Source organism: Enterobacter sp. 237C8 (assembly GCF_034106865.1).
Classification (GTDB): Bacteria; Pseudomonadota; Gammaproteobacteria; order Enterobacterales; family Enterobacteriaceae; genus Enterobacter; species Enterobacter asburiae_B.
The window spans coordinates 309,384-329,207 of record NZ_JAWNDF010000001.1 but is presented as its reverse complement, the minus strand read 5'-3'; the positions used below and the strand labels follow the sequence as shown (position 1 = coordinate 329,207).

General features: G+C 61.8%; 15 protein-coding genes. 8 read left to right on the top strand and 7 right to left on the bottom strand.

Annotated features, from left to right (window positions below; all coding sequences use genetic code 11):
• Window positions 1-75: 75 nt before the first annotated feature.
• Window positions 76-1,311: an enterobactin transporter EntS gene (gene entS, locus USF70_RS01585; protein ID WP_320735218.1), complete on the bottom strand. Its 1,236-nt coding sequence runs from the start codon at window positions 1,309-1,311 to the stop codon at window positions 76-78.
• Between the two features lie 108 nt (window positions 1,312-1,419).
• Here entS and fepD point away from each other — a divergent pair, with 108 nt between their 5' ends.
• Genes fepD through fepC form a run of 3 tightly spaced genes read left to right on the top strand, consistent with a single transcriptional unit; the run spans window position 1,420 to window position 4,210 of the window.
• Window positions 1,420-2,424 carry a Fe(3+)-siderophore ABC transporter permease gene (gene fepD, locus USF70_RS01580; protein ID WP_320735217.1) on the top strand — a complete coding sequence of 335 codons (1,005 nt, stop codon included), beginning with the start codon at window positions 1,420-1,422 and terminating at the stop codon, window positions 2,422-2,424.
• Window positions 2,424-3,413, top strand: a complete 990-nt coding sequence (fepG, locus tag USF70_RS01575) for an iron-enterobactin ABC transporter permease (RefSeq protein ID WP_320735594.1) — start codon at window positions 2,424-2,426, stop codon at window positions 3,411-3,413. Before fepD ends, fepG begins: the two co-directional genes overlap by 1 nt.
• The gene (gene fepC, locus USF70_RS01570) at window positions 3,410-4,210 is read left to right on the top strand and encodes an iron-enterobactin ABC transporter ATP-binding protein (RefSeq protein ID WP_320735216.1); all 801 of its coding nucleotides are present in this window, start codon (window positions 3,410-3,412) and stop codon (window positions 4,208-4,210) included. Before fepG ends, fepC begins: the two co-directional genes overlap by 4 nt.
• A gap of 77 nt (window positions 4,211-4,287) precedes the next feature.
• Here fepC and entF read toward each other — a convergent pair whose 3' ends face one another.
• The 3 genes from entF to fes are packed head-to-tail and all read right to left on the bottom strand — an operon-like array spanning window position 4,288 to window position 9,564.
• Window positions 4,288-8,145, bottom strand: coding sequence for an enterobactin non-ribosomal peptide synthetase EntF (gene entF, locus USF70_RS01565; RefSeq protein ID WP_320735215.1), 3,858 nt, complete (start codon window positions 8,143-8,145; stop codon window positions 4,288-4,290).
• Window positions 8,142-8,354 carry an MbtH family protein gene (locus USF70_RS01560; RefSeq protein WP_032662857.1) on the bottom strand — a complete coding sequence of 71 codons (213 nt, stop codon included), beginning with the start codon at window positions 8,352-8,354 and terminating at the stop codon, window positions 8,142-8,144. Before USF70_RS01560 ends, entF begins: the two co-directional genes overlap by 4 nt.
• A 10-nt stretch (window positions 8,355-8,364) precedes the next feature.
• The gene (gene fes / locus USF70_RS01555) at window positions 8,365-9,564 is read right to left on the bottom strand and encodes an enterochelin esterase (RefSeq protein WP_320735214.1); all 1,200 of its coding nucleotides are present in this window, start codon (window positions 9,562-9,564) and stop codon (window positions 8,365-8,367) included.
• A 146-nt stretch (window positions 9,565-9,710) separates the two neighbouring features.
• Here fes and USF70_RS01550 point away from each other — a divergent pair, with 146 nt between their 5' ends.
• A complete protein-coding gene (locus USF70_RS01550) occupies window positions 9,711-11,951 on the top strand; it encodes a TonB-dependent siderophore receptor (RefSeq protein ID WP_213729509.1) in 2,241 nt (746 codons plus the stop codon).
• An 81-nt stretch (window positions 11,952-12,032) separates the two neighbouring features.
• Complete coding sequence (entD, locus tag USF70_RS01545; protein WP_320735213.1) at window positions 12,033-12,689, top strand: enterobactin synthase subunit EntD; 657 nt, start codon at window positions 12,033-12,035, stop codon at window positions 12,687-12,689.
• A 95-nt stretch (window positions 12,690-12,784) separates the two neighbouring features.
• On the opposite strand, the gene nadS is transcribed toward entD, so the two are convergent.
• From nadS to betT, 3 genes are all read right to left on the bottom strand, one after another.
• The gene (gene nadS, locus USF70_RS01540; RefSeq protein ID WP_033144885.1) at window positions 12,785-13,069 is read right to left on the bottom strand and encodes a NadS family protein; all 285 of its coding nucleotides are present in this window, start codon (window positions 13,067-13,069) and stop codon (window positions 12,785-12,787) included.
• 40 nt (window positions 13,070-13,109) lie between these two features.
• Complete coding sequence (locus USF70_RS01535; RefSeq protein WP_033144884.1) at window positions 13,110-13,457, bottom strand: type II toxin-antitoxin system RelE/ParE family toxin; 348 nt, start codon at window positions 13,455-13,457, stop codon at window positions 13,110-13,112.
• 137 nt (window positions 13,458-13,594) lie between these two features.
• A complete protein-coding gene (gene betT, locus USF70_RS01530) occupies window positions 13,595-15,628 on the bottom strand; it encodes a choline BCCT transporter BetT (RefSeq protein WP_320735212.1) in 2,034 nt (677 codons plus the stop codon).
• A 128-nt stretch (window positions 15,629-15,756) separates the two neighbouring features.
• Here betT and betI point away from each other — a divergent pair, with 128 nt between their 5' ends.
• From betI to betA, 3 genes are read left to right on the top strand one after another with little or no spacing between them, the layout of a single operon-like run.
• Entirely contained in the window at window positions 15,757-16,344 is a 588-nt protein-coding gene (gene betI / locus USF70_RS01525; protein WP_032662864.1) for a transcriptional regulator BetI, read from the top strand.
• A gap of 13 nt (window positions 16,345-16,357) precedes the next feature.
• Entirely contained in the window at window positions 16,358-17,830 is a 1,473-nt protein-coding gene (gene betB / locus USF70_RS01520) for a betaine-aldehyde dehydrogenase (protein ID WP_320735211.1), read from the top strand.
• Between the two features lie 13 nt (window positions 17,831-17,843).
• Window positions 17,844-19,508 (top strand): choline dehydrogenase, encoded by a 1,665-nt coding sequence (gene betA, locus USF70_RS01515; protein WP_320735210.1) that lies wholly within the window; start codon window positions 17,844-17,846, stop codon window positions 19,506-19,508.
• The last annotated feature ends 316 nt before the right edge of the window (window positions 19,509-19,824 follow it).

Here is a 19,824-nt window from a genome sequence, read left to right as displayed (position 1 = left end):
CCCGGTGGCGCTTCGCTTACCGGGCCTACGAGTGCAAAATGTAGGCCGGGTAAGGCGCAGCCGCCACCCGGCAAATCACACCGGAGCACTCTCCTGCCTGAACCGCCGCAATTCCACCAGCGCCACTAACAAAATCACGCCAATAATTGCCAGTACAAACCCGCCACAGCTCGCCGAGGCCACCGGAGTCATCATCGCCCCCAGCCCGCCGAGGATCGCCGCACCAATCGCATCCCCCGTGACGTTCTGCGCCGTCCACAGGCCGTTAATGCGCCCGAGCATCCCTTCCGGCGTCTGGGTCTGGATCAGGGTGTACTGCAAAAGCGAGCTGATGGCGCTCAGCCAGCCGAAAATCACCAGACACAGCACCCCGAGCGCCCACACCGGCATCAGGCTGAAGAAGCCGATGGCGATAAACGAGGCCAGCGTGGCAAGCAGCATAATCAGCCCCGGACGCGCGCCCTGTGCCAGGTTGCCGCTGGTCAGCGCCCCGCACGCCGCGCCGAGCGGAATGGCGGCGTAGAGAATGCCAATCTCCGAGGCGCTCATCTGCCACTCTCCCGCTAATGCCGGGTAGAGCACGCGCACGGCGCTCGCCATGGTCAGCAGGCCGCCGAGCAGCGCAATCCCGCCAATCAGCGGGTTGCTGAACAGGAAACGAATCGCGGCCATCAGCGATTTCAGCGGATGCTCGCGCGGCTGCGGCGGAGGCAGCAGCAGCGGCAGGCGCAGCAGCGTCAGCGTGGTAATGAAGGTTCCCGCCGCCGCCAGCCCGTAGTTCCACGCCACGTTGCCGGACGCCAGCAGCAGGCCGCCCACCATCGGCGAAATCACCGAGCCCAGACGCACGGTGAGCATGGTAATCGCCCCCGCCTGCATCAGGTTCTCGCGCCCGACCAGCGCGGGCGTCGCCGCCAGCAGCGCCGTCACGCCCAGCGAGGCGAAGAAACCGTCCCACAGCCCCAGGGCATAAATCGCGATCAGCGACGGCTCCGGCAGCATCGCGTTCAGACACAGCCCAATAAAGCCCACGCCGCAGGTGCCGCGCGCCAGCAGGATCAGCTTTTTACGCTCGTAGCGGTCCGCCAGCACGCCGCCGACCATCAGGCCGATGAACATCGCCCCGCCGGTTAAGGTGACGGATAACCCCACTAGCCAGCTGGAGTGCGTCATGGTCTGGATCTGGACCGGCACGGCGACGCCAAGCAGGCCGAGGGACAAAATGGAGATAAAGCGAGCGATAAAAACGGCGCGATACGCCGGGTGCGTTTTCAGCAGGCTGAGGTTGAGCAGCCAGGATTTTTGATTCATGACAAAGCCTTGAGTCTATTTCTACCCATTCCATGGGCGCACATGCTAACATAGCCAAATAAGATAGATAACGATAATCACTATCATTATCAAATCATGGATGTTGCTATGCCGTTTTCCTCTTCTTCGGCGCGCGCCGTTGCCGTGCCCGTTTTACTGCTGCTCCTAAGCCTTGCGGCTGCACTCAGCCTGCTGGTCGGCGCGAAGCCGCTGCCCGCGTCCGTTATCGTTGATGCGCTCTCCGGCACCTGCCAGAGCGCCGACTGCGTCATCGTGCTCGACGCCCGACTGCCCCGCACGCTTGCCGGACTGCTGGCCGGTGGCGCGCTCGGCCTTGCCGGCGCCCTGATGCAAACCCTCACCCGTAACCCGCTGGCGGACCCCGGCATCCTCGGCGTTAACTCCGGCGCCAGCTTTGCCATCGTGCTCGGCGCAGCGCTGTTTGGGTTGACCTCGCCCTCCGAACAGCTGGTGATGGCCTTCTGCGGCGCGCTGGCCGCCTCGCTGGTGGTCGCCTTTACCGGCAGCCAGGGCGGCGGGCAGCTGAGCCCGGTACGCCTGACGCTTGCGGGCGTGGCGCTCGCGGCGGTGCTGGAGGGCTTGTCCAACGGCATCGCCCTGCTCAACCCGGACGTCTACGACCAGCTGCGCTTCTGGCAGGCCGGTTCGCTGGATATCCGCACCCTTGAAACCCTAAAAGTGGTGGCAATCCCGGTCATTATCGCTGCCGCCGTGGCGCTGTTTTTAAGCCGGTCGCTCAACAGCCTGAGCCTCGGCAGCGACACCGCGACAGCCCTCGGCAACCGCGTGGCGCGCACGCAGCTGATTGGTCTGTTCGCCATCACCGTGCTGTGCGGCAGCGCGACCGCCGTAGTCGGCCCTATCGCCTTTATCGGCCTGATGATGCCGCACATGGCGCGCTGGCTGGTGGGGGCGGATCACCGCTGGTCGCTGCCGGTGACGCTGCTTGCCACCCCTGCCCTGCTGCTGTTTGCCGACGTGCTCGGTCGCCTGCTGGTGCCCGGCGAGCTGCGCGTCTCGGTGGTCAGCGCCTTTATCGGCGCGCCGGTGCTGATTTTCCTGGTTCGTCGTAAACGCGGAGGTGGCGCATGATGGCCCCGTCCCGTCGTTTACTCACCAGCGTATGCCTGCTGCTTATCGCCATTCTGCTGCTGGCGGTCTGGAGCCTGCGCAGCGGCGCGGTGACGCTCGACTTTACTCAGGTCTTCAACGCCCTGCTCGGCAGCGCGCCGCGCAACGTCACCATGGTGGTGACGGAGTGGCGACTGCCGCGCGTGGCGATGGCGATTCTGGTCGGCGCGGCGCTCGGCGTCAGCGGCGCGATATTCCAGTCGCTGATGCGCAACCCGCTCGGCAGCCCGGACGTGATGGGCCTCAACACCGGGGCCTGGAGCGGCGTGCTGGTGGCGATGGTGCTGTTTGGTCAGCACCTGACGGCCATTACCTTTACGGCGATGGCGGGCGGCATTCTGACGTCATTACTGATCTGGGCGCTGGCCTGGCGCAACGGTATCGACACCTTTCGCCTGATCATCATCGGGATCGGCATCCGCGCCATGCTGATGGCCTTTAACACCTGGCTTTTACTGCAGGCCTCGCTGGAAACCGCGCTCTCCGCCGGGCTGTGGTACGCCGGATCGCTCAACGGCCTGACATGGGGCAAAACCTGGCCCGCCGCGCCGCTGATTTTGCTGATGTTTATCGGCGCGCTGCTGCTGGTGCGGCGCATGCGTCTGCTGGAGATGGGCGACGACAGCGCCTGCGCGCTGGGCGTGGGCGTCGAGCGCTCGCGCCTGATGCTGATGCTGGTCGCCGTACTGCTGACCGCCGCCTCCACCGCGATTGCCGGGCCAATCTCGTTTATCGCCCTCGTGGCACCGCACATCGCCCGGCGACTTAGCGGCACGGCGCGCTGGGGATTAACCCAGGCGGCGCTGTGCGGCGCGCTGCTGCTATTGGCCGCCGATCTCTGCGCCCAGCGGCTGTTTATGCCTTATCAACTGCCGGTGGGCGTGGTGACCGTCAGCCTCGGCGGGATTTACCTCATCGTCTTGCTCGTTCAGGAGTCACGCAGGAAATGACAGATACAACCACCCGCTTGCGCGGCGAAAACTTAACCCTCGGCTACGGCAAAAAAATCATTGCCCGTGATTTATCCGTCGCCATTCCGGACGGCCATTTCACCGCGATTATCGGCCCGAACGGCTGTGGAAAATCGACCCTGCTGCGCACGCTGAGCCGCCTGATGACGCCGGCTGAGGGCAGCGTGTTCCTCGACGGGGAGCAGATCCAGCGCTTCGCCAGCAAAGAGGTGGCCAGGCGCATCGGTCTGCTGGCGCAAAACGCCACCACGCCGGGAGACATCACGGTGCAGGAGCTGGTCTCGCGCGGGCGCTACCCGCATCAGCCGCTGTTTACCCGCTGGCGTAAAGAGGATGACGAGGCGGTGAACCGCGCGATGCTGGCGACGGGCATCACCGATCTCACCCAGCAGAGCGTGGACACCCTCTCCGGCGGGCAGCGTCAGCGGGCGTGGATCGCGATGGTGCTGGCACAGGAAACGTCGATCATGCTGCTGGACGAGCCGACAACCTGGCTCGACATCAGCCATCAGATTGACCTGCTGGAGCTGCTGAGCGAGCTGAACAGCACTCAGGGGTATACCCTGGCGGCGGTGCTGCACGACTTAAACCAGGCGTGCCGCTATGCGACGCATCTGATTGCGCTTCGCGACGGTGAGATCGTGGCGCAGGGTGCGCCGAAGGAGATTGTGACGCCGGAGCTGATCGAGCGGATCTACGGCATGCGCTGCATGATTATTGACGATCCGGTGGCGGGTACGCCGCTGGTGGTGCCGCTGGGGAAGCGTGCGGGCTGATGCCCTCACCCCGGCCCTCTCCCACAGGGAGAGGGAGCACCCCCTCCCCTCGCCCTGTGGGAGAGGCGCTTTTGACGTTACCCCAATATCTCCCTCAACACCGGCCCTATCTTCTCAAACGCCTGCGGTGAAATGATATCCACGTGGGCGCAGTCCTGGCTGTACACCTCAAGCTCCGCCACCCACGGCGCCCAGGCGACCTGCGGATCCATCGTTCGCGTGCGCTCGGCGACAAACAGCGTCGCTTTGCCGTCAAAGCGCGCGCTGCGCGCCGTGGTGAGCAGCCGCACCGCGTCGGCGTAGTTGCCCTCGATAGCGTTAAACATCTCGCTGGAGCCCTGACCCTGCTGGGCGGCGATAAACGCCTGACGCTCGCGCTCGATTTCCGCCAGCACCTCGGGGTCGAGGCCGTTGGCCTCTTTCTCCGACCAGTTCTGGGTTTCCGGCGGCCAGGTGTCCAGCAGGCCGAGGAAGGCCACCGCTTCACCCTGCTCGCGCAGACGGGCGGCAATACCTTGCGCCAGCGTGCCGCCGAGGGAATAGCCGAACAGATAATACGGCCCCTGCGGCTGCTGCTTACGCAGCGTAGCCAGGTGATGCTCAATCACCCCATCCAGATCCGCACGCTGCTGCATTGGACCGTCCGGACGCGGCGACTGAATGCCGACGATAGACCAGCGCGGACTGAGGTAGCGTGCCAGGACGCTAAACTGCCAGGCAAAGCCGGACGCCGGATGGAAACAGAACAGCGTCGGGCCGTCGCTTTCGCGCAGCGGAAGAAGTGTTTCATACCCCAGACGCTGCGCCTGCTCGTCGCTCATCTGCGAGTCCAGCAGCGCGCTGAGCTTGCTCACCGTGGAGGCGACCATAATCTGCCCCGGCGTGACCTTGCGCTCGAACGCGCGGCTAAGCTGTGCCGCCAGGCGCATCGCCAGCAGCGAGTGGCCGCCGAGGGCAAAAAAGTCGGCGTCGATGTCGTTGACCTCGCAGCCCAGCAGGGCAGAAAACGACTGCGCGACGGCAATTTCGGATTCGCTTTCCGGCGCGCGCCCGAAGGATTTACTCGTCAGCTCCGGCAGCGGCAGCGCCTTGCGGTCCAGCTTGCCGTTCGCGCTGAGCGGCAGCGCGCTGATTTGCAGCAGCACCACCGGGACCATATGCGGCGGCAGCTGTGCTTTTAGTGCTTCCATCAGCGCGTCGAGATCCAGCGGTAAGCCGGATTCGGAAACCACATACCCCACCAGCTGGCGGGCATCGCCGCCGGTGGCTGCCGCCTGGTTGAACACGCAGGCGTGTGCCACGGCCTGGGCCACGTCCGGCAGCGACAGCATCGCCCGGTCGATTTCGCCCAGCTCGATGCGCTGTCCGCGGATTTTTAACTGGTCATCGCTGCGGCCGAGATATTCCACCGCGCCGTTGTCCAGCCAGCGGGCAACGTCGCCGGTGCGGTACATCCGCTCGCCCGGGGCGAACGGGTCGGCAATAAAGCGGCTGGCGGTGAGGTCCGGACGGCCCAGATACCCCTGCGCCAGCTGAATCCCGGTGAGATAAAGGTCCCCTGCCACGCTGAACGGCACCGGGCGCATCATCGCATCCAGAATGCGCAGCCCCGTGTTCCACACCGGGAAGCCGATCGGCACGCTGTTGCCTTCCACCGCCGCCAGCTCGGGGCCAAACGCCGGATACCAGCTGACGTCCACCGCCGCTTCGGTTGGGCCATACAGGTTGTGCAGCGGCGCACGGGTGAGCTGCTCCCACTCGCGGCACAGCCCGGTCGGCAGCGCTTCGCCGCTGCAGAACACCTGCTTAAGCGTCCTGCAGCAGTCGACGTTTTCCGGCGTCAGCGAGGCGACAAACGCCGCCAGCATCGACGGCACGAAGTGGGTAGTAGTCACGCCGTACTGCGCGAAGAAGCTCTGCATCGCCTGCGGATCGCGGTGCGCGTCCGGCTCGGCCATCACCAGCTTCGCCCCGGCGATAAACGGCCACCAGAACTCCCACACCGACACGTCAAAGCTGCACGGCGTTTTCTGCGCCACCACGTCCGTCGCGTCCAGCGGGTAGTGGTCCTGCATCCACTTCAGGCGGTTAACGATGGCGGTATGGCCAACCATCACCCCTTTCGGACGCCCCGTCGAACCGGAAGTAAAGATGATGTACGCCGTCTGCTCCGGCTTCGCCAGGCGCAGCGGTTTTGCATCCGCAGCCGGTAAAAGGGTGTTGTAACTAAAGGCAGTAATCGGCAGATCGCTAAAGCGCGGAAGCTGCTCGTCGGTGGTAATGAGCAGGGATGGCTTCGCGTCTTCCAGCATCATCCTCAGGCGGTCGTCCGGGTAGCCGGTGTCGAGCGGCAGCCACGCGGCGCCGGCCTCGACGATGCCGTGCAGCGCCAGCGTCAGGAACACCGAGCGCGGCAGGGCCACCGCCACGCTGTCGCCCGGCTTCACGCCGCGCGCGCGCAGCAGGTTTGCCAGCGCCACCACCTGCTCGCGCATCTGACGATAGCTGAGCTCAATATGCGCGTCCGCCAGCGCGGGGGCGTCCGGCGTTTTGCTCGCCTGCTCCGCCACCAGATCCGCCAGCGTGGTGGCCGGCAGCGCCAGTCCGGTATCGTTGATGCGCGCAAGCCTCTGGTATTCCTGCTCTGAAACGGTTTCCACTTCGCCGCAGCGCAGGTCCGGGTTGGCCGCAAACTGCATCAGCATCGCGTTCAGGCGCGCGACGTGACGGGAAAGCGTCGCCTCATCGTAACGCTGCTTACTGGCGAGGATCTCAATGCTCAATCCGCCCTGTTCGTCCGGGAACAGCGCCAGCTCAAGGTCGTTCACCGGGCCGGTGGCCAGCGTGTGGGTGATGGCCTCCACGCCGTCGATATCCAGCTGATAATCAAACACCTTCACGTTCAGCACCGGGCCAAACAGGGCTTCTTCGCCTGCGGCACGCCCGCTGTCGCGCACGATCTGCTCGGCGTCGTAGCGCTGGTGGCGGCGCATTTTTTTCAGCTGGTTGGCCAGGCGCAGCGCCAGCTCCGGCAGGCTCTCCTGCGGGTTGATATTCACCGCCAGCGGCAGGACGTTGAGCACCGGCCCGGTCGCGGTCAGCGCGGCGGAGCCCATGCGTCGCATAAAGATAAACCCGGCGGCGTAGTCCAGCCTTCCGGTCAGGCGGCCCAGCCACAGCGCCACCAGCGCAAGGGCCAGATCGGTACGCTGCGCCTGCCCTGCCGCCTGTGCAAGCTGGCTAAAGGCGCGACCGTCGGCGGCGATTTTGAGGCGCAGAATATCGGTAGTAGCGGCGCGTCCCGGCAGCGGCGCGGAAGAGAGCGAGACCGGAGAAGGAAGCTGCCTGCGCTGCTCCGCCCAGAAGGCGCCGTCGCGCTGATACGCCTCGCTGTCGCGATAGCGCTGATACTCCTCCACCACTTCAGCAAATGGCGTAAACGGGGAGTCAGGAGTCGGTTCATCCTTTTTCCACGCGGCGTAAATCGCGGCGATCTGGCGGGTAATGGCCGGGAAGCTGAAGCCATCCACCACCAGATGGTGATAGCGCTGATACCAGTACCAGTGGCTTTCACCCACCTGAATCAGCTGGTGAAACGCCAGCGGCTGACCGCTATCGACGCGCAGGTTTTGGCGGAGGTCGGCCTCCATCAGCGCCACGGCATCTTCGTGAGAGGCAACGCGAACGATGGACGGCTCCGGCAGAATGAGAGTGTCATCCACCCACTGCCACACCTCGCCGTTATCCTCGGCAAAACGCATCCGCAGGGTATCGGCCTGCATCATGCCTTCAGCAATCGCTTTTGCCAGCAGCGGCGCGTCGATGTCGCCTTTTAGCTCGGTGTAGTGCGCCACGCTCCAGGCGTTTGGCAGCGTGGACAGCTGCTCCGCCATCCAGATACCCGGCTGGGCGGCGACGAGGGGAAGACGGTTCATGCGCTCCCCTCCGCAAAATGGGACGGTTCAAGCGTGCGCCAGTGCCCGGCCAGCCACTGCTGGCACGCCTCCTGAGACTGCGCTTCGCACACCACGCGCCACCCCGCAGGCAGTTCGCACTGCTGCGGCCACAGGCTGTACTGCCCCTGGTCGTTTTGCAAAATGGCGAACTGTCCCTGCGGATTATCGAAAGGATTGCTGAATTCCATACAGACTCCGTTATTGAATGAGCGGCTGCCAGAGGGTCATCAGCCCCTGCGTCAGCCCACCGCGCCAGCAAAGCGCATCGTGTCCGCCGTCAACCTGACGCCAGGTAACCTGCTGCTGCGCGTGTAGTTCGGCGTAAATCGCCTGATTGGCATTGAAAATCAGCGGCTCGTTGCGCCCGGCTTCGAGGACGATACGCAGCCCGCTCGCGGTCAGCTCACCGGCTCTGAGCTGTTCGATGAGGCACCCTTCCTGCTGCCCACCGCGGTGCGGCCACCAGTACGAGCCGGACTGGCTCAGCACGCAGCCAAAACGCTGCGGCCAGCTGAGGCCAGCATAAAGCGAAGAGAGTCCGCCAAAGCTCTGGCCCGCCACCACGGTACGGTCGGCGCGGTCGCTGAAGGGGGCGAGATGTTTTACAAGAGGGAGAAGTTCTTCCTGTATCGCCAGCCAGAAATCGGGGTTACAGGGCAATTCGCGGTTGCGGTGTTCCATGTCGATCGCATCGATTAATACGTAGACCGCAGGGGGCAGTTGGCACCCGGTGGTGAGCGACGTCAGCGCAGGCCAGACGGGCATGCTTTCGGCCCAGAACTGCCCGTCGAGCAGCACCGCCAGCGGGCGGTCGGGGCCGTCGTCCCCGGTGGTAAAAATCCACACGCGGCGACGGTTATTGAGACGCTCGCTGTTCCACTCAATGCAGACTGGCTGTTGATACGGCGTATCGGGACGGTCCCAGCCGGGCTGAACGGGCGCGTCCGGCATCTCCAGCGCCGAAACGGCATGACCGCGCCCGCCGCGCCAGCTCTGCCGATTCAGCGGGTCGGAAACCGCGTGCGGCAGCAGCCTGCGCCAGCCTTCGCGCAGCGCCAGGCGGTCCGGCAGCTCGCCTTCAAACACGGTATCGGCAAAATCGTTTTCATTTACAGAAGGGATAAAACAGTAGCTCCCGCGCCACTCGGGGCTGAATTCGCCCCGCCACTGCCAGACGTCGGTATCCGGGATGCGCTCGAGGGACTGCGGGCGGGCATTTTGATGGTGATCGGTCACGCCGGTAACGTAGAGCCAGACGCGTTTGACCAATGAGGTTTTCTGCGTTCCTGCCGGATCCCGCCACCAGAAGGTGACGCGACACTTCTCCTTCTGACGTTCCCATTCAGGTCCGTTTTTCGACTGCCACCACGCTTCACTTCCGGCTGTTAACGTCGTCACCCTTATAACCCCATGTTTCACAGTCTTTTTTGTTTCAGAGCAAATTTTATTGATAATATTATTGATAACTATTTGCATTTGCAATAGCGTAATGCCCGCGCTGTGGGAAGCGCGCTCATTAAATAACCATAAAAGCGGGACGTACAATGAATAAGAAGATTCACTCTCTGGCCTTGCTGGTCAATTTAGGGATTTATGGTGTCGCGCTGCCCGCCATGGCAGACGACAACACCGCCTCTGCGCAGCACGAAGATACGATGGTGATCACCGCCGCCGAGCAGAATTTACAGGCGCCGGGCGTGTCGACCATCACCGCCGACGAGATCCGCAAAAACCCGCCCGCGCGCGACGTGGCGGAAATCATCCGCACCATGCCGGGCGTTAACCTCACCGGGAACTCCACCAGCGGCCAGCGCGGAAACAACCGTCAGATTGACATTCGCGGCATGGGGCCGGAAAACACGCTGATCCTGATCGACGGCAAGCCGGTGACCAGCCGCAACTCTATTCGTCTGGGCTGGCGAGGCGAGCGAGACACCCGCGGCGATACCGGCTGGGTGCCGCCGGAGATGATCGAGCGCATTGAAGTGATCCGCGGTCCGGCCGCCGCGCGCTACGGCAACGGCGCGGCAGGCGGCGTGGTGAACATCATCACCAAAAAATTCGACGACCAGTGGCACGGCTCCTGGAACACCTACCTGAACGCGCCTGAGCACAAGGACGAAGGTTCCACCAGGCGCACCAACTTCAGCCTGAGCGGCCCCCTGGGCGGCGACTTCAGCTTCCGCATGTTCGGTAATCTCGATAAAACCCAGGCCGACGCGTGGGACATTAACCAGGGCCACCAGTCCGATCGTACCGGTGCCTACGCCAACACCCTGCCGGCTGGCCGCGAGGGCGTGGAAAACAAAGACATCAACGGCGTGGTGCGCTGGGACTTCGCGCCCATGCAGTCCCTGGAGTTCGAAGCGGGCTACAGCCGCCAGAACAACCTCTACGCGGGCGACACGCAGAACACCAACAACGACAGCGCGCTGGTGAAGAAGAATTACGGCAAAGAGACTAACCGTATCTACCGCCAGAACTTCGCGGTGACCTGGAACGGCGGCTGGGATAACGGCATCACCACCAGCAGCTGGGCGCAGTACGAACACACCCGCAACTCCCGCCTGGGCGAAGGTCTGGCGGGCGGGACGGAAGGCTTGTTCAACAGCAATAAATTCACCGACACCGACCTGGCCGACGTGATGCTGCACAGCGAGATCAACCTGCCGATTGATTTCCTCGTCAACCAGAACCTGACGCTGGGCACCGAGTGGAACCAGCAGCGCATGAAGGACTCCACCTCCTTTACGCAAACCCTGCAGGGCGGCACCGTTCCGGGCATGAGCAACGACCGCAGCCCGTACACCTCGGCGGAGATTTTCTCCCTGTTCGCCGAAAACAACATGGAGCTGACCGACAGCACCATGCTAACCCCTGCCCTGCGCTTCGATCACCACACCATCGTCGGCAACAACTGGAGCCCGTCCCTGAACCTGTCGCAAGGTCTGGGCGATGACTTCACGCTGAAGATGGGGATCGCGCGCGCCTATAAAGCGCCGAGCCTGTACCAGACCAACCCGAACTACCTGCTCTACAGCAAAGGCCAGGGCTGCTACGCCAGCTCGGACGGCGTGGGCTGCTACATGATGGGCAACGACGATCTGAAAGCGGAAACCAGCATCAACAAAGAGATTGGTCTGGAGTGGAAACGCGACGGCTGGCTGGCTGGCGTGACCTGGTTCCGCAACGACTATCGCGACAAGATTGAAGCGGGCTACGCGCCGATCGGTCACACCTCTTCCGGTAAAGTGCAGACGGATATCTACCAGTGGGAAAATGTTCCGAAAGCGGTCGTCGAAGGGCTGGAAGGCTCCCTGAACGTGCCGGTCAGCGACACGATCAACTGGACCAACAACATCACCTGGATGCTGCAGAGCAAAAACAAGGAGACCGGCGACCGTCTGTCGATCATTCCGGAGTACACGCTGAACTCGACCCTGAGCTGGCAGGTTCATCAGGACGTGTCGCTTCAGTCGACCTTTACCTGGTACGGCAAGCAGCAGCCGAAGAAGTACAACTACAAAGGTCAGCCGGTGACCGGGTCTGAGAAAGACGAAGTCAGCCCGTACAGCATCGTTGGCCTGAGCGCGACCTGGGACATGACCAAAAACGTTAGTCTGACCGGCGGCGTGGACAACGTCTTCGACAAACGCCAGTGGCGCGCGGGTAATGCCCAGACCACGGGCAACGCCACCACCGGTGCGTATATGTACGGTGCGGGAGCGTATACGTATAATGAGCCGGGTCGCACCTGGTACATGAGCGTGAATACGCGTTTCTGATTCAGGCAGTAACTCCCCCCTCTCCCCGTGGGAGAGGGCCGGGGTGAGGGCATCAGGCCGCACAATTCTGAAGGGAAAAACATGCACACAACCCACACCACGTTCATTATTGCCGGCCACACCGTCCACAACGTCACCTTCGACCCCACCACCTTCACCGACGCCGACCTTCTCTGGCTCCCCCACTACGCTGAGCTTTTAAACGCCGGACGCAAACGCAAAGCCGAGCATCTTGCAGGCCGCATCGCCGCCGCGCATGCGCTCGGCGCGATAAATGAACGCGCGATCCCCGGCATCGGCCCCAGCGGCGAACCGCTCTGGCCGGAAGGGGTTTCGGGAAGCATTACTCATAGCGGCACGCAGGCGATGGCGGTTGTCGTCCGTCATCAAGATGCGCTCGTAGGTATTGATTGCGAAGCCATTCTTCCAGACCGGGAAGCCCGCGAAATCCAGGACGGCATCGTTGATGCGCAGGAAGCGATATGCCTGACGCACTCGGGCTACCCTTTTGCGCTGGCGCTGACGCTGGCATTTAGCGCCAAAGAGAGTTTGTTTAAGGCGCTCTTTCCAAAGGCAAATACTTACATGGGGTTTGAGTGGGCGAGAGTCACAGAGTTAACGGAAAAAACAATCACGCTGGCGCTTTCGAACCCGGCTGGAGACTATCCTGAGGGTAAACGCTTCATCCTCATCTGGCAGAATAATGATACGAGCGTGTTTACGCTGCTAAAAGCCTGATGGCGCTACGCTTATCAGGTCTTCGGTAAAGCGGTGTTGTAGGCCGGGTAAGGCATCGCCGCCACCCGGCATAAATTGTACAGATAGATATCAGCTCACTGCCCCGCAAGCGCTCTGAAAAACGCGGGATTATCTCTAATCACATTTAGCACTTTCGCCGCTAATCCCGTTGGGTTTCGCCGTTTCGACTCCCAGCTTTTAATCGTATCAACACTTGTACCCAGAGCCTTCGCCATTTCGCTTTGAGTGACATTTAACTGCTCTCTTATCGCCCGAACGTCCGCGACCTCATAGCGAGTGACTCGTGATGGAGTTTTCTTACCACGTTGGATCTCGGCAGCCTCTTCAAGCGAAGCCTTAAGTTCATCAAAGATACTCATTGTCTGCCCCTTCTTGCCTGATGGAGTACATAGTACACCTTTAATTGACGGAACTGGAAGCGCTATTGGTGAGAACAGACGTGAGTTTTCTGAGTTCGGCTTTCTCTACATCGGTCAGGCTGTCCTTCATGCTTTTTGGATAGGCCATGAGGAAAAAAATCACCTCTTCAGTAGCCAGAAAGTAGATGACTCTGGCCCCGCCGCTTTTTCCCTTTGAGCCAACAGCCATTCTTATTTTACGTAGCCCGCCTGTATGCTGGATCAAATCGCCTTTATGAGGCCAGGCAATGAGTTCCTTTTGGAGATCCCTTAATTCATCATCCGTAGCAATACTTTTGAACTGCCGGGTAAAAAGTGATGTTTCGATAAATTCTATCGCGTGGCTCATGCATGATTCCTTCCCTGATGCAGCAAAAGCCTGAATGCTTCAGCATCAGGCTTTTGCTGCAATATGACTCTTCCATGAGTAATATCGCATTGAATAACTGTATTTATATACAGATATATTGTTATTTAAGAATCCGTTTAGACATCCGGGAACATCACGCTATTCCCCGGCGCTTCCCTGTGCAGATGGATAAAGTTCAGGTGCCGTTCATACTGGTCCAGAATGTCCGTAATCACCTGCTCCTTGCTGTAGTCCATCAAATCATTCCCCTGGCTCCCTTCCAGCAGGAAGGTTTCCAGCCGGTAGTAGGTCGATTTCCCGCTGCGCGCCCGGTAGGTAAACCCGGGTACCGAATACTGCTGCGGCCAGATCTGATAAACAAAGTTCTGCTCGTCGCCCATGTGCACCAGCAGATCCAGGTGCCCCAGGGTCTCGCCCTCATCCGGTGGCAGGTTTTTCAGCTCCACGTACGCACCGCGCAGCTTCAGCTCCTGCGCGACCTCTTCCATCGCCGGGAAGCAGACCGTCTCCATCATCTGTTTGGTGTAGCGCGTGCCCGGGTAGTTCATCAGGCGCGAGAGGCGTTTCTTCCAGCTCAGCCTGTCCTGCGCGCCCATCGGACGCGGCGCGGTGTCGCGGCTGGCGCTGACGCGGCGATAGTCTTCCACCTTGAGCGATTTATACAGCCCGGCCATCACGAAGAAGATGACGAAGCTGAACGGCAGGCCCATGATCACCGTGGTGTTCTGCAACGCCGAAATGCCGTTGGTCATCAGCATGCCGAGCGTCAGCAGGCCGATGGCGACGGACCAGAAGATGCGCAGCCAGTTCGGCGCATCGCTGTTGATATCTTTGAGCTTCGAGGTGAAGTTACCCAGCACCAGCGCGCCGGAATCCGCCGAGGTAACGTAGAACAGCAGGCCGGTAATGGTCGCCACGGAGGCGCTAAAGGTAAACGCCGGGTACTGCGCCAGCAGGCTGTAGAAGCCGCGCTCCGGGTGCGCCATCGCTTCCTGCGCGAAGGTGGCATTGCCGTGGATGATCTCATGCAGCGCGCTGTTGCCGAAAATCGACAGCCACAGCAGGGTAAAGGTGAACGGGATAATCAGCGTGCCCATCACAAACTGGCGGATGGTGCGGCCACGCGAAATACGCGCCAGGAACAGGCCGACAAACGGCGACCACGCCACCCACCACGCCCAGAAGAACAGCGTCCAGTTGTTCATCCACTCCACCGGGCGGTCGAAGGCGAAGCTGTTCAGCGTCATGCCCATAAAGCGGTTTACGTAGTCGCCCACGTTGAGCACTAGGGCATTGAGCAGGAACGAGGTATCGCCCATAAACAGCACGAACAGGATCAGGCCCAGCGCCAGCGCCACGTTCAGCTCGGAGAGCACGCGGATGCCCTTATCCACGCCAGACGTCACCGAGATGGTGGCGATAATGACGGAGAGCGCAATCAGCGCCGCTTTGGCCGCCATCGAATCCGGGATATCAAACAGCACGCTCAGCCCGTAGTTGAGCTGCACCACGCCAATCCCAAGCGTCGTCGCAATACCAAAGATGGTGCCGATCACCGCCGCGATATCAACGCTGTGGCCAATCGGGCCGTTAATCTTTTTACCGAAGATCGGGTACAGCGCGGAGCGGATGGTGAGAGGCAAATTATAACGATAGCTAAAGTATCCGAGCGCCATGCCCATCAGGGCGTACATCGACCAGCCCGTCAGGCCGTAGTGGAACAGCGTCCAGACCATCGCCTGGCGCGCGGCCTCCATCGTCTGCCCCGCCCCTTCCGGCGGCTGCATATACTGCGTGACCGGTTCGGCCACGGAGAAGAACATCAGGTCAATGCCGATGCCGGCGGCAAACAGCATCGCGGCCCAGCTCAGCAGGCTGAATTCGGGCTTGGACTGCTCAGGCCCGAGCTTCACGGAACCAAAGCGCGAGCAGGCAATGCAGACCACGAAGACGATATAGAGCGTCGCGGCCAGCAGATAGTACCAGCCGAAGGTCTTCGACACCCAGTTCAGGGTGCGCCCAATCCACTCGGCAGAAAAATCACGAAAGAAGATAGTCGTCAGGGAAAACAACAAAATCAGCCCGGCGGACGTATAAAAAACGACCGGGTTGATTTTGTCTTTTTCTCTGTCTTGTGAAAGGTCTGTCATCCAGTATCCCCACTGTTTTTGTAACTATTGAAATCCAAATCCGCAACAATTAAGACACATTTTATATTGAACGTCCAATCAAAAACCGCTTTAATGTATTACCAACGCTGATGAATGGAGTGGCAAAAATGCCCAAAGTGGGGATGCAGCCGATCCGGCGCAGGCAGCTTATCGACGCCACGCTGGAAGCAATAAATGAAGTGGGAATGCACGACGCGACGATCGCGCAGATCGCCCGTCGGGCGGGCGTTTCCACGGGGATCATCAGTCACTACTTCAAAGACAAAAACGGTCTGCTGGAAGCGACCATGCGCGACATCACCGGCCAGCTGCGCGACGCGGTTTTGAGCCGCTTACGCGCTCTGCCGGACGGCAGCGCGGAGCAGCGCCTGCAGGCCATTGTCGGCGGCAATTTTGATGAAACCCAGACCAGCGGCGCGGCAATGAAGGCCTGGCTGGCCTTCTGGGCGAGCAGCATGCACCAGCCAATGCTCTACCGCCTGCAGCAGGTGAGCAGCCGTCGCTTGTTGTCAAACCTGGTGTACGAGTTCCGCCGTGAACTGCCGCGCGAACAGGCCGAAGAGGCGGGCTACGGCCTGGCGGCGCTGATCGACGGGCTGTGGCTGCGCGCCGCGCTGAGCGGCAAGCCGCTGGATAAGACCCTGGCGCAGTCGCTCACCAGCCACTTTATCAGCCAGCATTTACCGACCGAATAACCGAGGAGAATTTATGTCCCGAATGGCAGAACAGCAGCTTTATATCAATGGTGGTTATACCTCCGCCACCAGCGGTCGCACCTTCGAGACCATCAACCCGGCCAACGGTGAAGTCCTGGCGAGCGTACAGGCCGCCGGACGCGAAGACGTGAACCGCGCCGTCGAAAGCGCAAAACGCGGGCAAAAAATCTGGGCGGCGATGACCGCCATGGAGCGGTCGCGCGTTCTGCGTCGCGCCGTCGATATCCTGCGCGAGCGCAACGACGAGCTGGCGAAGCTGGAAACCCTCGACACCGGTAAAGCGTATTCCGAAACCTCCACCGTCGACATCGTCACCGGCGCGGACGTGCTGGAGTACTACGCGGGGCTGATCCCGGCGCTGGAAGGCAGCCAGATCCCGCTGCGTGAGACCTCATTCGTCTACACCCGCCGCGAGCCGCTGGGCGTGGTGGCGGGCATCGGCGCGTGGAACTACCCGATCCAGATCGCCCTGTGGAAATCCGCCCCGGCGCTGGCGGCGGGCAACGCGATGATCTTCAAGCCGAGCGAGGTCACCCCGCTCACCGCCCTGAAGCTTGCCGAAATCTACACCGAAGCGGGTCTGCCGGACGGCGTGTTTAACGTCCTGCCGGGCGTGGGCGCGGAGACCGGCCAGTACCTGACCGAGCATCCGGGCATCGCCAAAGTCTCCTTCACCGGCGGCGTCGCCAGCGGCAAAAAGGTGATGGCCAACTCGGCTGCCTCCTCCCTGAAAGAGGTGACGATGGAGCTGGGCGGCAAATCCCCGCTGATTATTTTCGACGACGCGGATCTCAATCTCGCGGCGGACATTGCCATGATGGCGAACTTCTTCAGCTCCGGCCAGGTGTGCACCAACGGCACCCGCGTGTTCGTGCCCGCGAAATTCAAGGCCGCGTTTGAGCAGAAAATCGTCGAGCGCGTGGGCCGCATCCGCGCGGGCGATCTGTTCGATGAACGCAACAACTTTGGCCCGATGGTCAGCTTCCCGCACCGCGATAGCGTGATGCGCTACATCGCCAAAGGCAAAGAGGAAGGCGCGCGCGTGCTGTGCGGCGGCGACGCGCTGAAGGGCGAAGGCTTCGACAACGGCGCGTGGGTCGCCCCGACCGTGTTCACCGACTGCACCGACGAGATGACCATCGTGCGCGAAGAGATCTTCGGCCCGGTGATGTCCATCCTCACCTATGAAAGCGAAGAAGAAGCCATTCGCCGCGCCAACGACACCGACTACGGCCTGGCGGCGGGCATCGTCACTGCCGACCTGAACCGCGCGCACGGCGCCATTCATCAGCTCGAAGCGGGCATCTGCTGGATCAACACCTGGGGTGAATCCGCCGCAGAAATGCCGGTCGGCGGCTATAAACACTCCGGCATTGGTCGCGAGAACGGCGTGATGACGCTGCAGAGCTACACCCAGGTGAAGTCCATCCAGGTTGAGATGGGTAAATTCCAGTCCATATTTTAACCGGGAGGTTTATTTGCAATTTGACTACATCATTATCGGGGCCGGCTCTGCCGGCAACGTACTGGCAACGCGACTGACTGAAGATCCGAATATCACCGTCCTGCTGCTTGAGGCGGGCGGGCCGGACTACCGCTTTGACTTCCGCACCCAGATGCCCGCCGCGCTGGCGTTCCCGCTGCAGGGCAAGCGCTACAACTGGGCGTATGAAACCGAGCCAGAGCCGTACATGAACAACCGCCGCATGGAGTGCGGGCGCGGCAAAGGGCTGGGCGGCTCGTCGCTGATCAACGGCATGTGCTACATCCGCGGTAACGCGATGGACCTCGACAACTGGGCGAAAGAATCTGGCCTTGAGCACTGGAGCTACCTCAACTGCCTGCCCTACTACCGCAAGGCCGAGACGCGCGACGTGGGGCCGAACGACTACCACGGCGGCGACGGCCCGGTGAGCGTTACCACCTCTAAGCCGGGCGTGAACCCGCTGTTTGAGGCGATGGTGGAAGCGGGCGTGCAGGCGGGCTACCCGCGCACCGACGATCTCAACGGCTATCAGCAGGAGGGCTTCGGCCCGATGGACCGCACGGTCACGCCGCAGGGTCGACGCGCCAGCACCGCGCGCGGCTATCTGGACCAGGCCAAAAAGCGTCCGAACCTGACCATCCGCACTCACGCCATGACCGATCATATTATTTTTGACGGCAAGCGCGCGGCGGGCGTCGAGTGGCTGGAGGGCGAAAGCACCATCCCGTCCAGAGCGACGGCGAATAAAGAGGTGCTGCTGTGTGCGGGCGCGATTGCCTCCCCGCAGATCCTCCAGCGCTCCGGCGTGGGCAACGCGGAGCTGCTGAAGCAGTTCGATATTCCGCTGGTGCACGACCTGCCCGGCGTGGGCGAAAACCTGCAGGATCACCTGGAGATGTACCTCCAGTACGAATGCAAAGAGCCGGTCTCCCTCTACCCTGCCCTGCAGTGGTGGAACCAGCCGAAGATTGGCGCCGAGTGGCTGTTTGGCGGCACCGGCGTGGGCGCGAGCAACCACTTCGAAGCGGGCGGTTTTATCCGCAGCCGCGAAGAGTTCGAATGGCCGAACATTCAGTACCACTTCCTGCCGGTAGCGATTAACTACAACGGCTCGAACGCGGTAAAAGAGCACGGCTTCCAGTGCCACGTTGGCTCCATGCGCTCCCCAAGCCGCGGGCACGTGCGCATCAAGTCGCGCGATCCGCACCAGCATCCGGCGATCCTGTTCAACTATATGTCTCACGAGCAGGACTGGCAGGAGTTCCGCGACGCTATCCGCATCACCCGCGAGATCATGCACCAGCCCGCGCTGGACAAATATCGCGGCCGCGAAATCAGCCCGGGCGTCGAATGCGAGACCGACGAGCAGCTCGACGAGTTCGTGCGTAAACACGCCGAAACCGCCTTCCACCCGTGCGGCACCTGCAAGATGGGTTACGACGAGATGGCGGTGGTCGACGGCGAAGGCCGCGTTCACGGGCTGGAAGGGCTGCGCGTCGTGGATGCGTCGATCATGCCGCAGATCATCACCGGCAACCTGAACGCCACCACCATCATGATTGGCGAGAAGATTGCCGACGCCATTCGCGGGCTCGAGCCGCTGGCGAAGAGCACGGCGGCGTATTATGTGGCGAACGGGGCGCCGGTTCGACGCTGAGGGTATTTCCCTTTACCCTGGCCCTCTCCCCATAGGCTGAAGGATCCCCAGTAATTTTTAAGCAGCAGCAATAACGTTGTTTAAGAACGACTTAAGCCTTTCAGCGATGCCCTGGTCCGGCTGTAAATCGCTGAGGCGTTTGCCTTCCGGCCGGGGCGAGGCGCATGGATGCGCCGAGAGGGCGGGCTTTACAGGGACGTTACCTCCGCCCGTCCCCGATAAGCCGGAAGGAATAAGCCGAGGGCACCGCGAAGCGGCGATTTACCGCCGGGAGCACGGGTCGCCAGGGTGGTGGCGACTGAGCCACCCTGGCACG

Excerpts from the sequence above, each read along its gene's own strand:
- USF70_RS01535 (WP_033144884.1), bottom strand. The coding sequence starts at position 13,457 with ATGAGCCACGCGATAGAATTTATCGAAACATCACTTTTTACCCGGCAG.
- fepD (WP_320735217.1), top strand. The coding sequence starts at position 1,420 with ATGCCGTTTTCCTCTTCTTCGGCGCGCGCCGTTGCCGTGCCCGTTTTA.
- entD (WP_320735213.1), top strand. The coding sequence starts at position 12,033 with ATGCACACAACCCACACCACGTTCATTATTGCCGGCCACACCGTCCAC.
- betB (WP_320735211.1), top strand. The coding sequence starts at position 16,358 with ATGTCCCGAATGGCAGAACAGCAGCTTTATATCAATGGTGGTTATACC.
- USF70_RS01560 (WP_032662857.1), bottom strand. The coding sequence starts at position 8,354 with ATGGAATTCAGCAATCCTTTCGATAATCCGCAGGGACAGTTCGCCATT.
- fepC (WP_320735216.1), top strand. The coding sequence starts at position 3,410 with ATGACAGATACAACCACCCGCTTGCGCGGCGAAAACTTAACCCTCGGC.
- entS (WP_320735218.1), bottom strand. The coding sequence starts at position 1,311 with ATGAATCAAAAATCCTGGCTGCTCAACCTCAGCCTGCTGAAAACGCAC.
- betI (WP_032662864.1), top strand. The coding sequence starts at position 15,757 with ATGCCCAAAGTGGGGATGCAGCCGATCCGGCGCAGGCAGCTTATCGAC.
- nadS (WP_033144885.1), bottom strand. The coding sequence starts at position 13,069 with ATGAGTATCTTTGATGAACTTAAGGCTTCGCTTGAAGAGGCTGCCGAG.
- betT (WP_320735212.1), bottom strand. The coding sequence starts at position 15,628 with ATGACAGACCTTTCACAAGACAGAGAAAAAGACAAAATCAACCCGGTC.
- entF (WP_320735215.1), bottom strand. The coding sequence starts at position 8,145 with ATGAACCGTCTTCCCCTCGTCGCCGCCCAGCCGGGTATCTGGATGGCG.
- fepG (WP_320735594.1), top strand. The coding sequence starts at position 2,424 with ATGGCCCCGTCCCGTCGTTTACTCACCAGCGTATGCCTGCTGCTTATC.
- USF70_RS01550 (WP_213729509.1), top strand. The coding sequence starts at position 9,711 with ATGAATAAGAAGATTCACTCTCTGGCCTTGCTGGTCAATTTAGGGATT.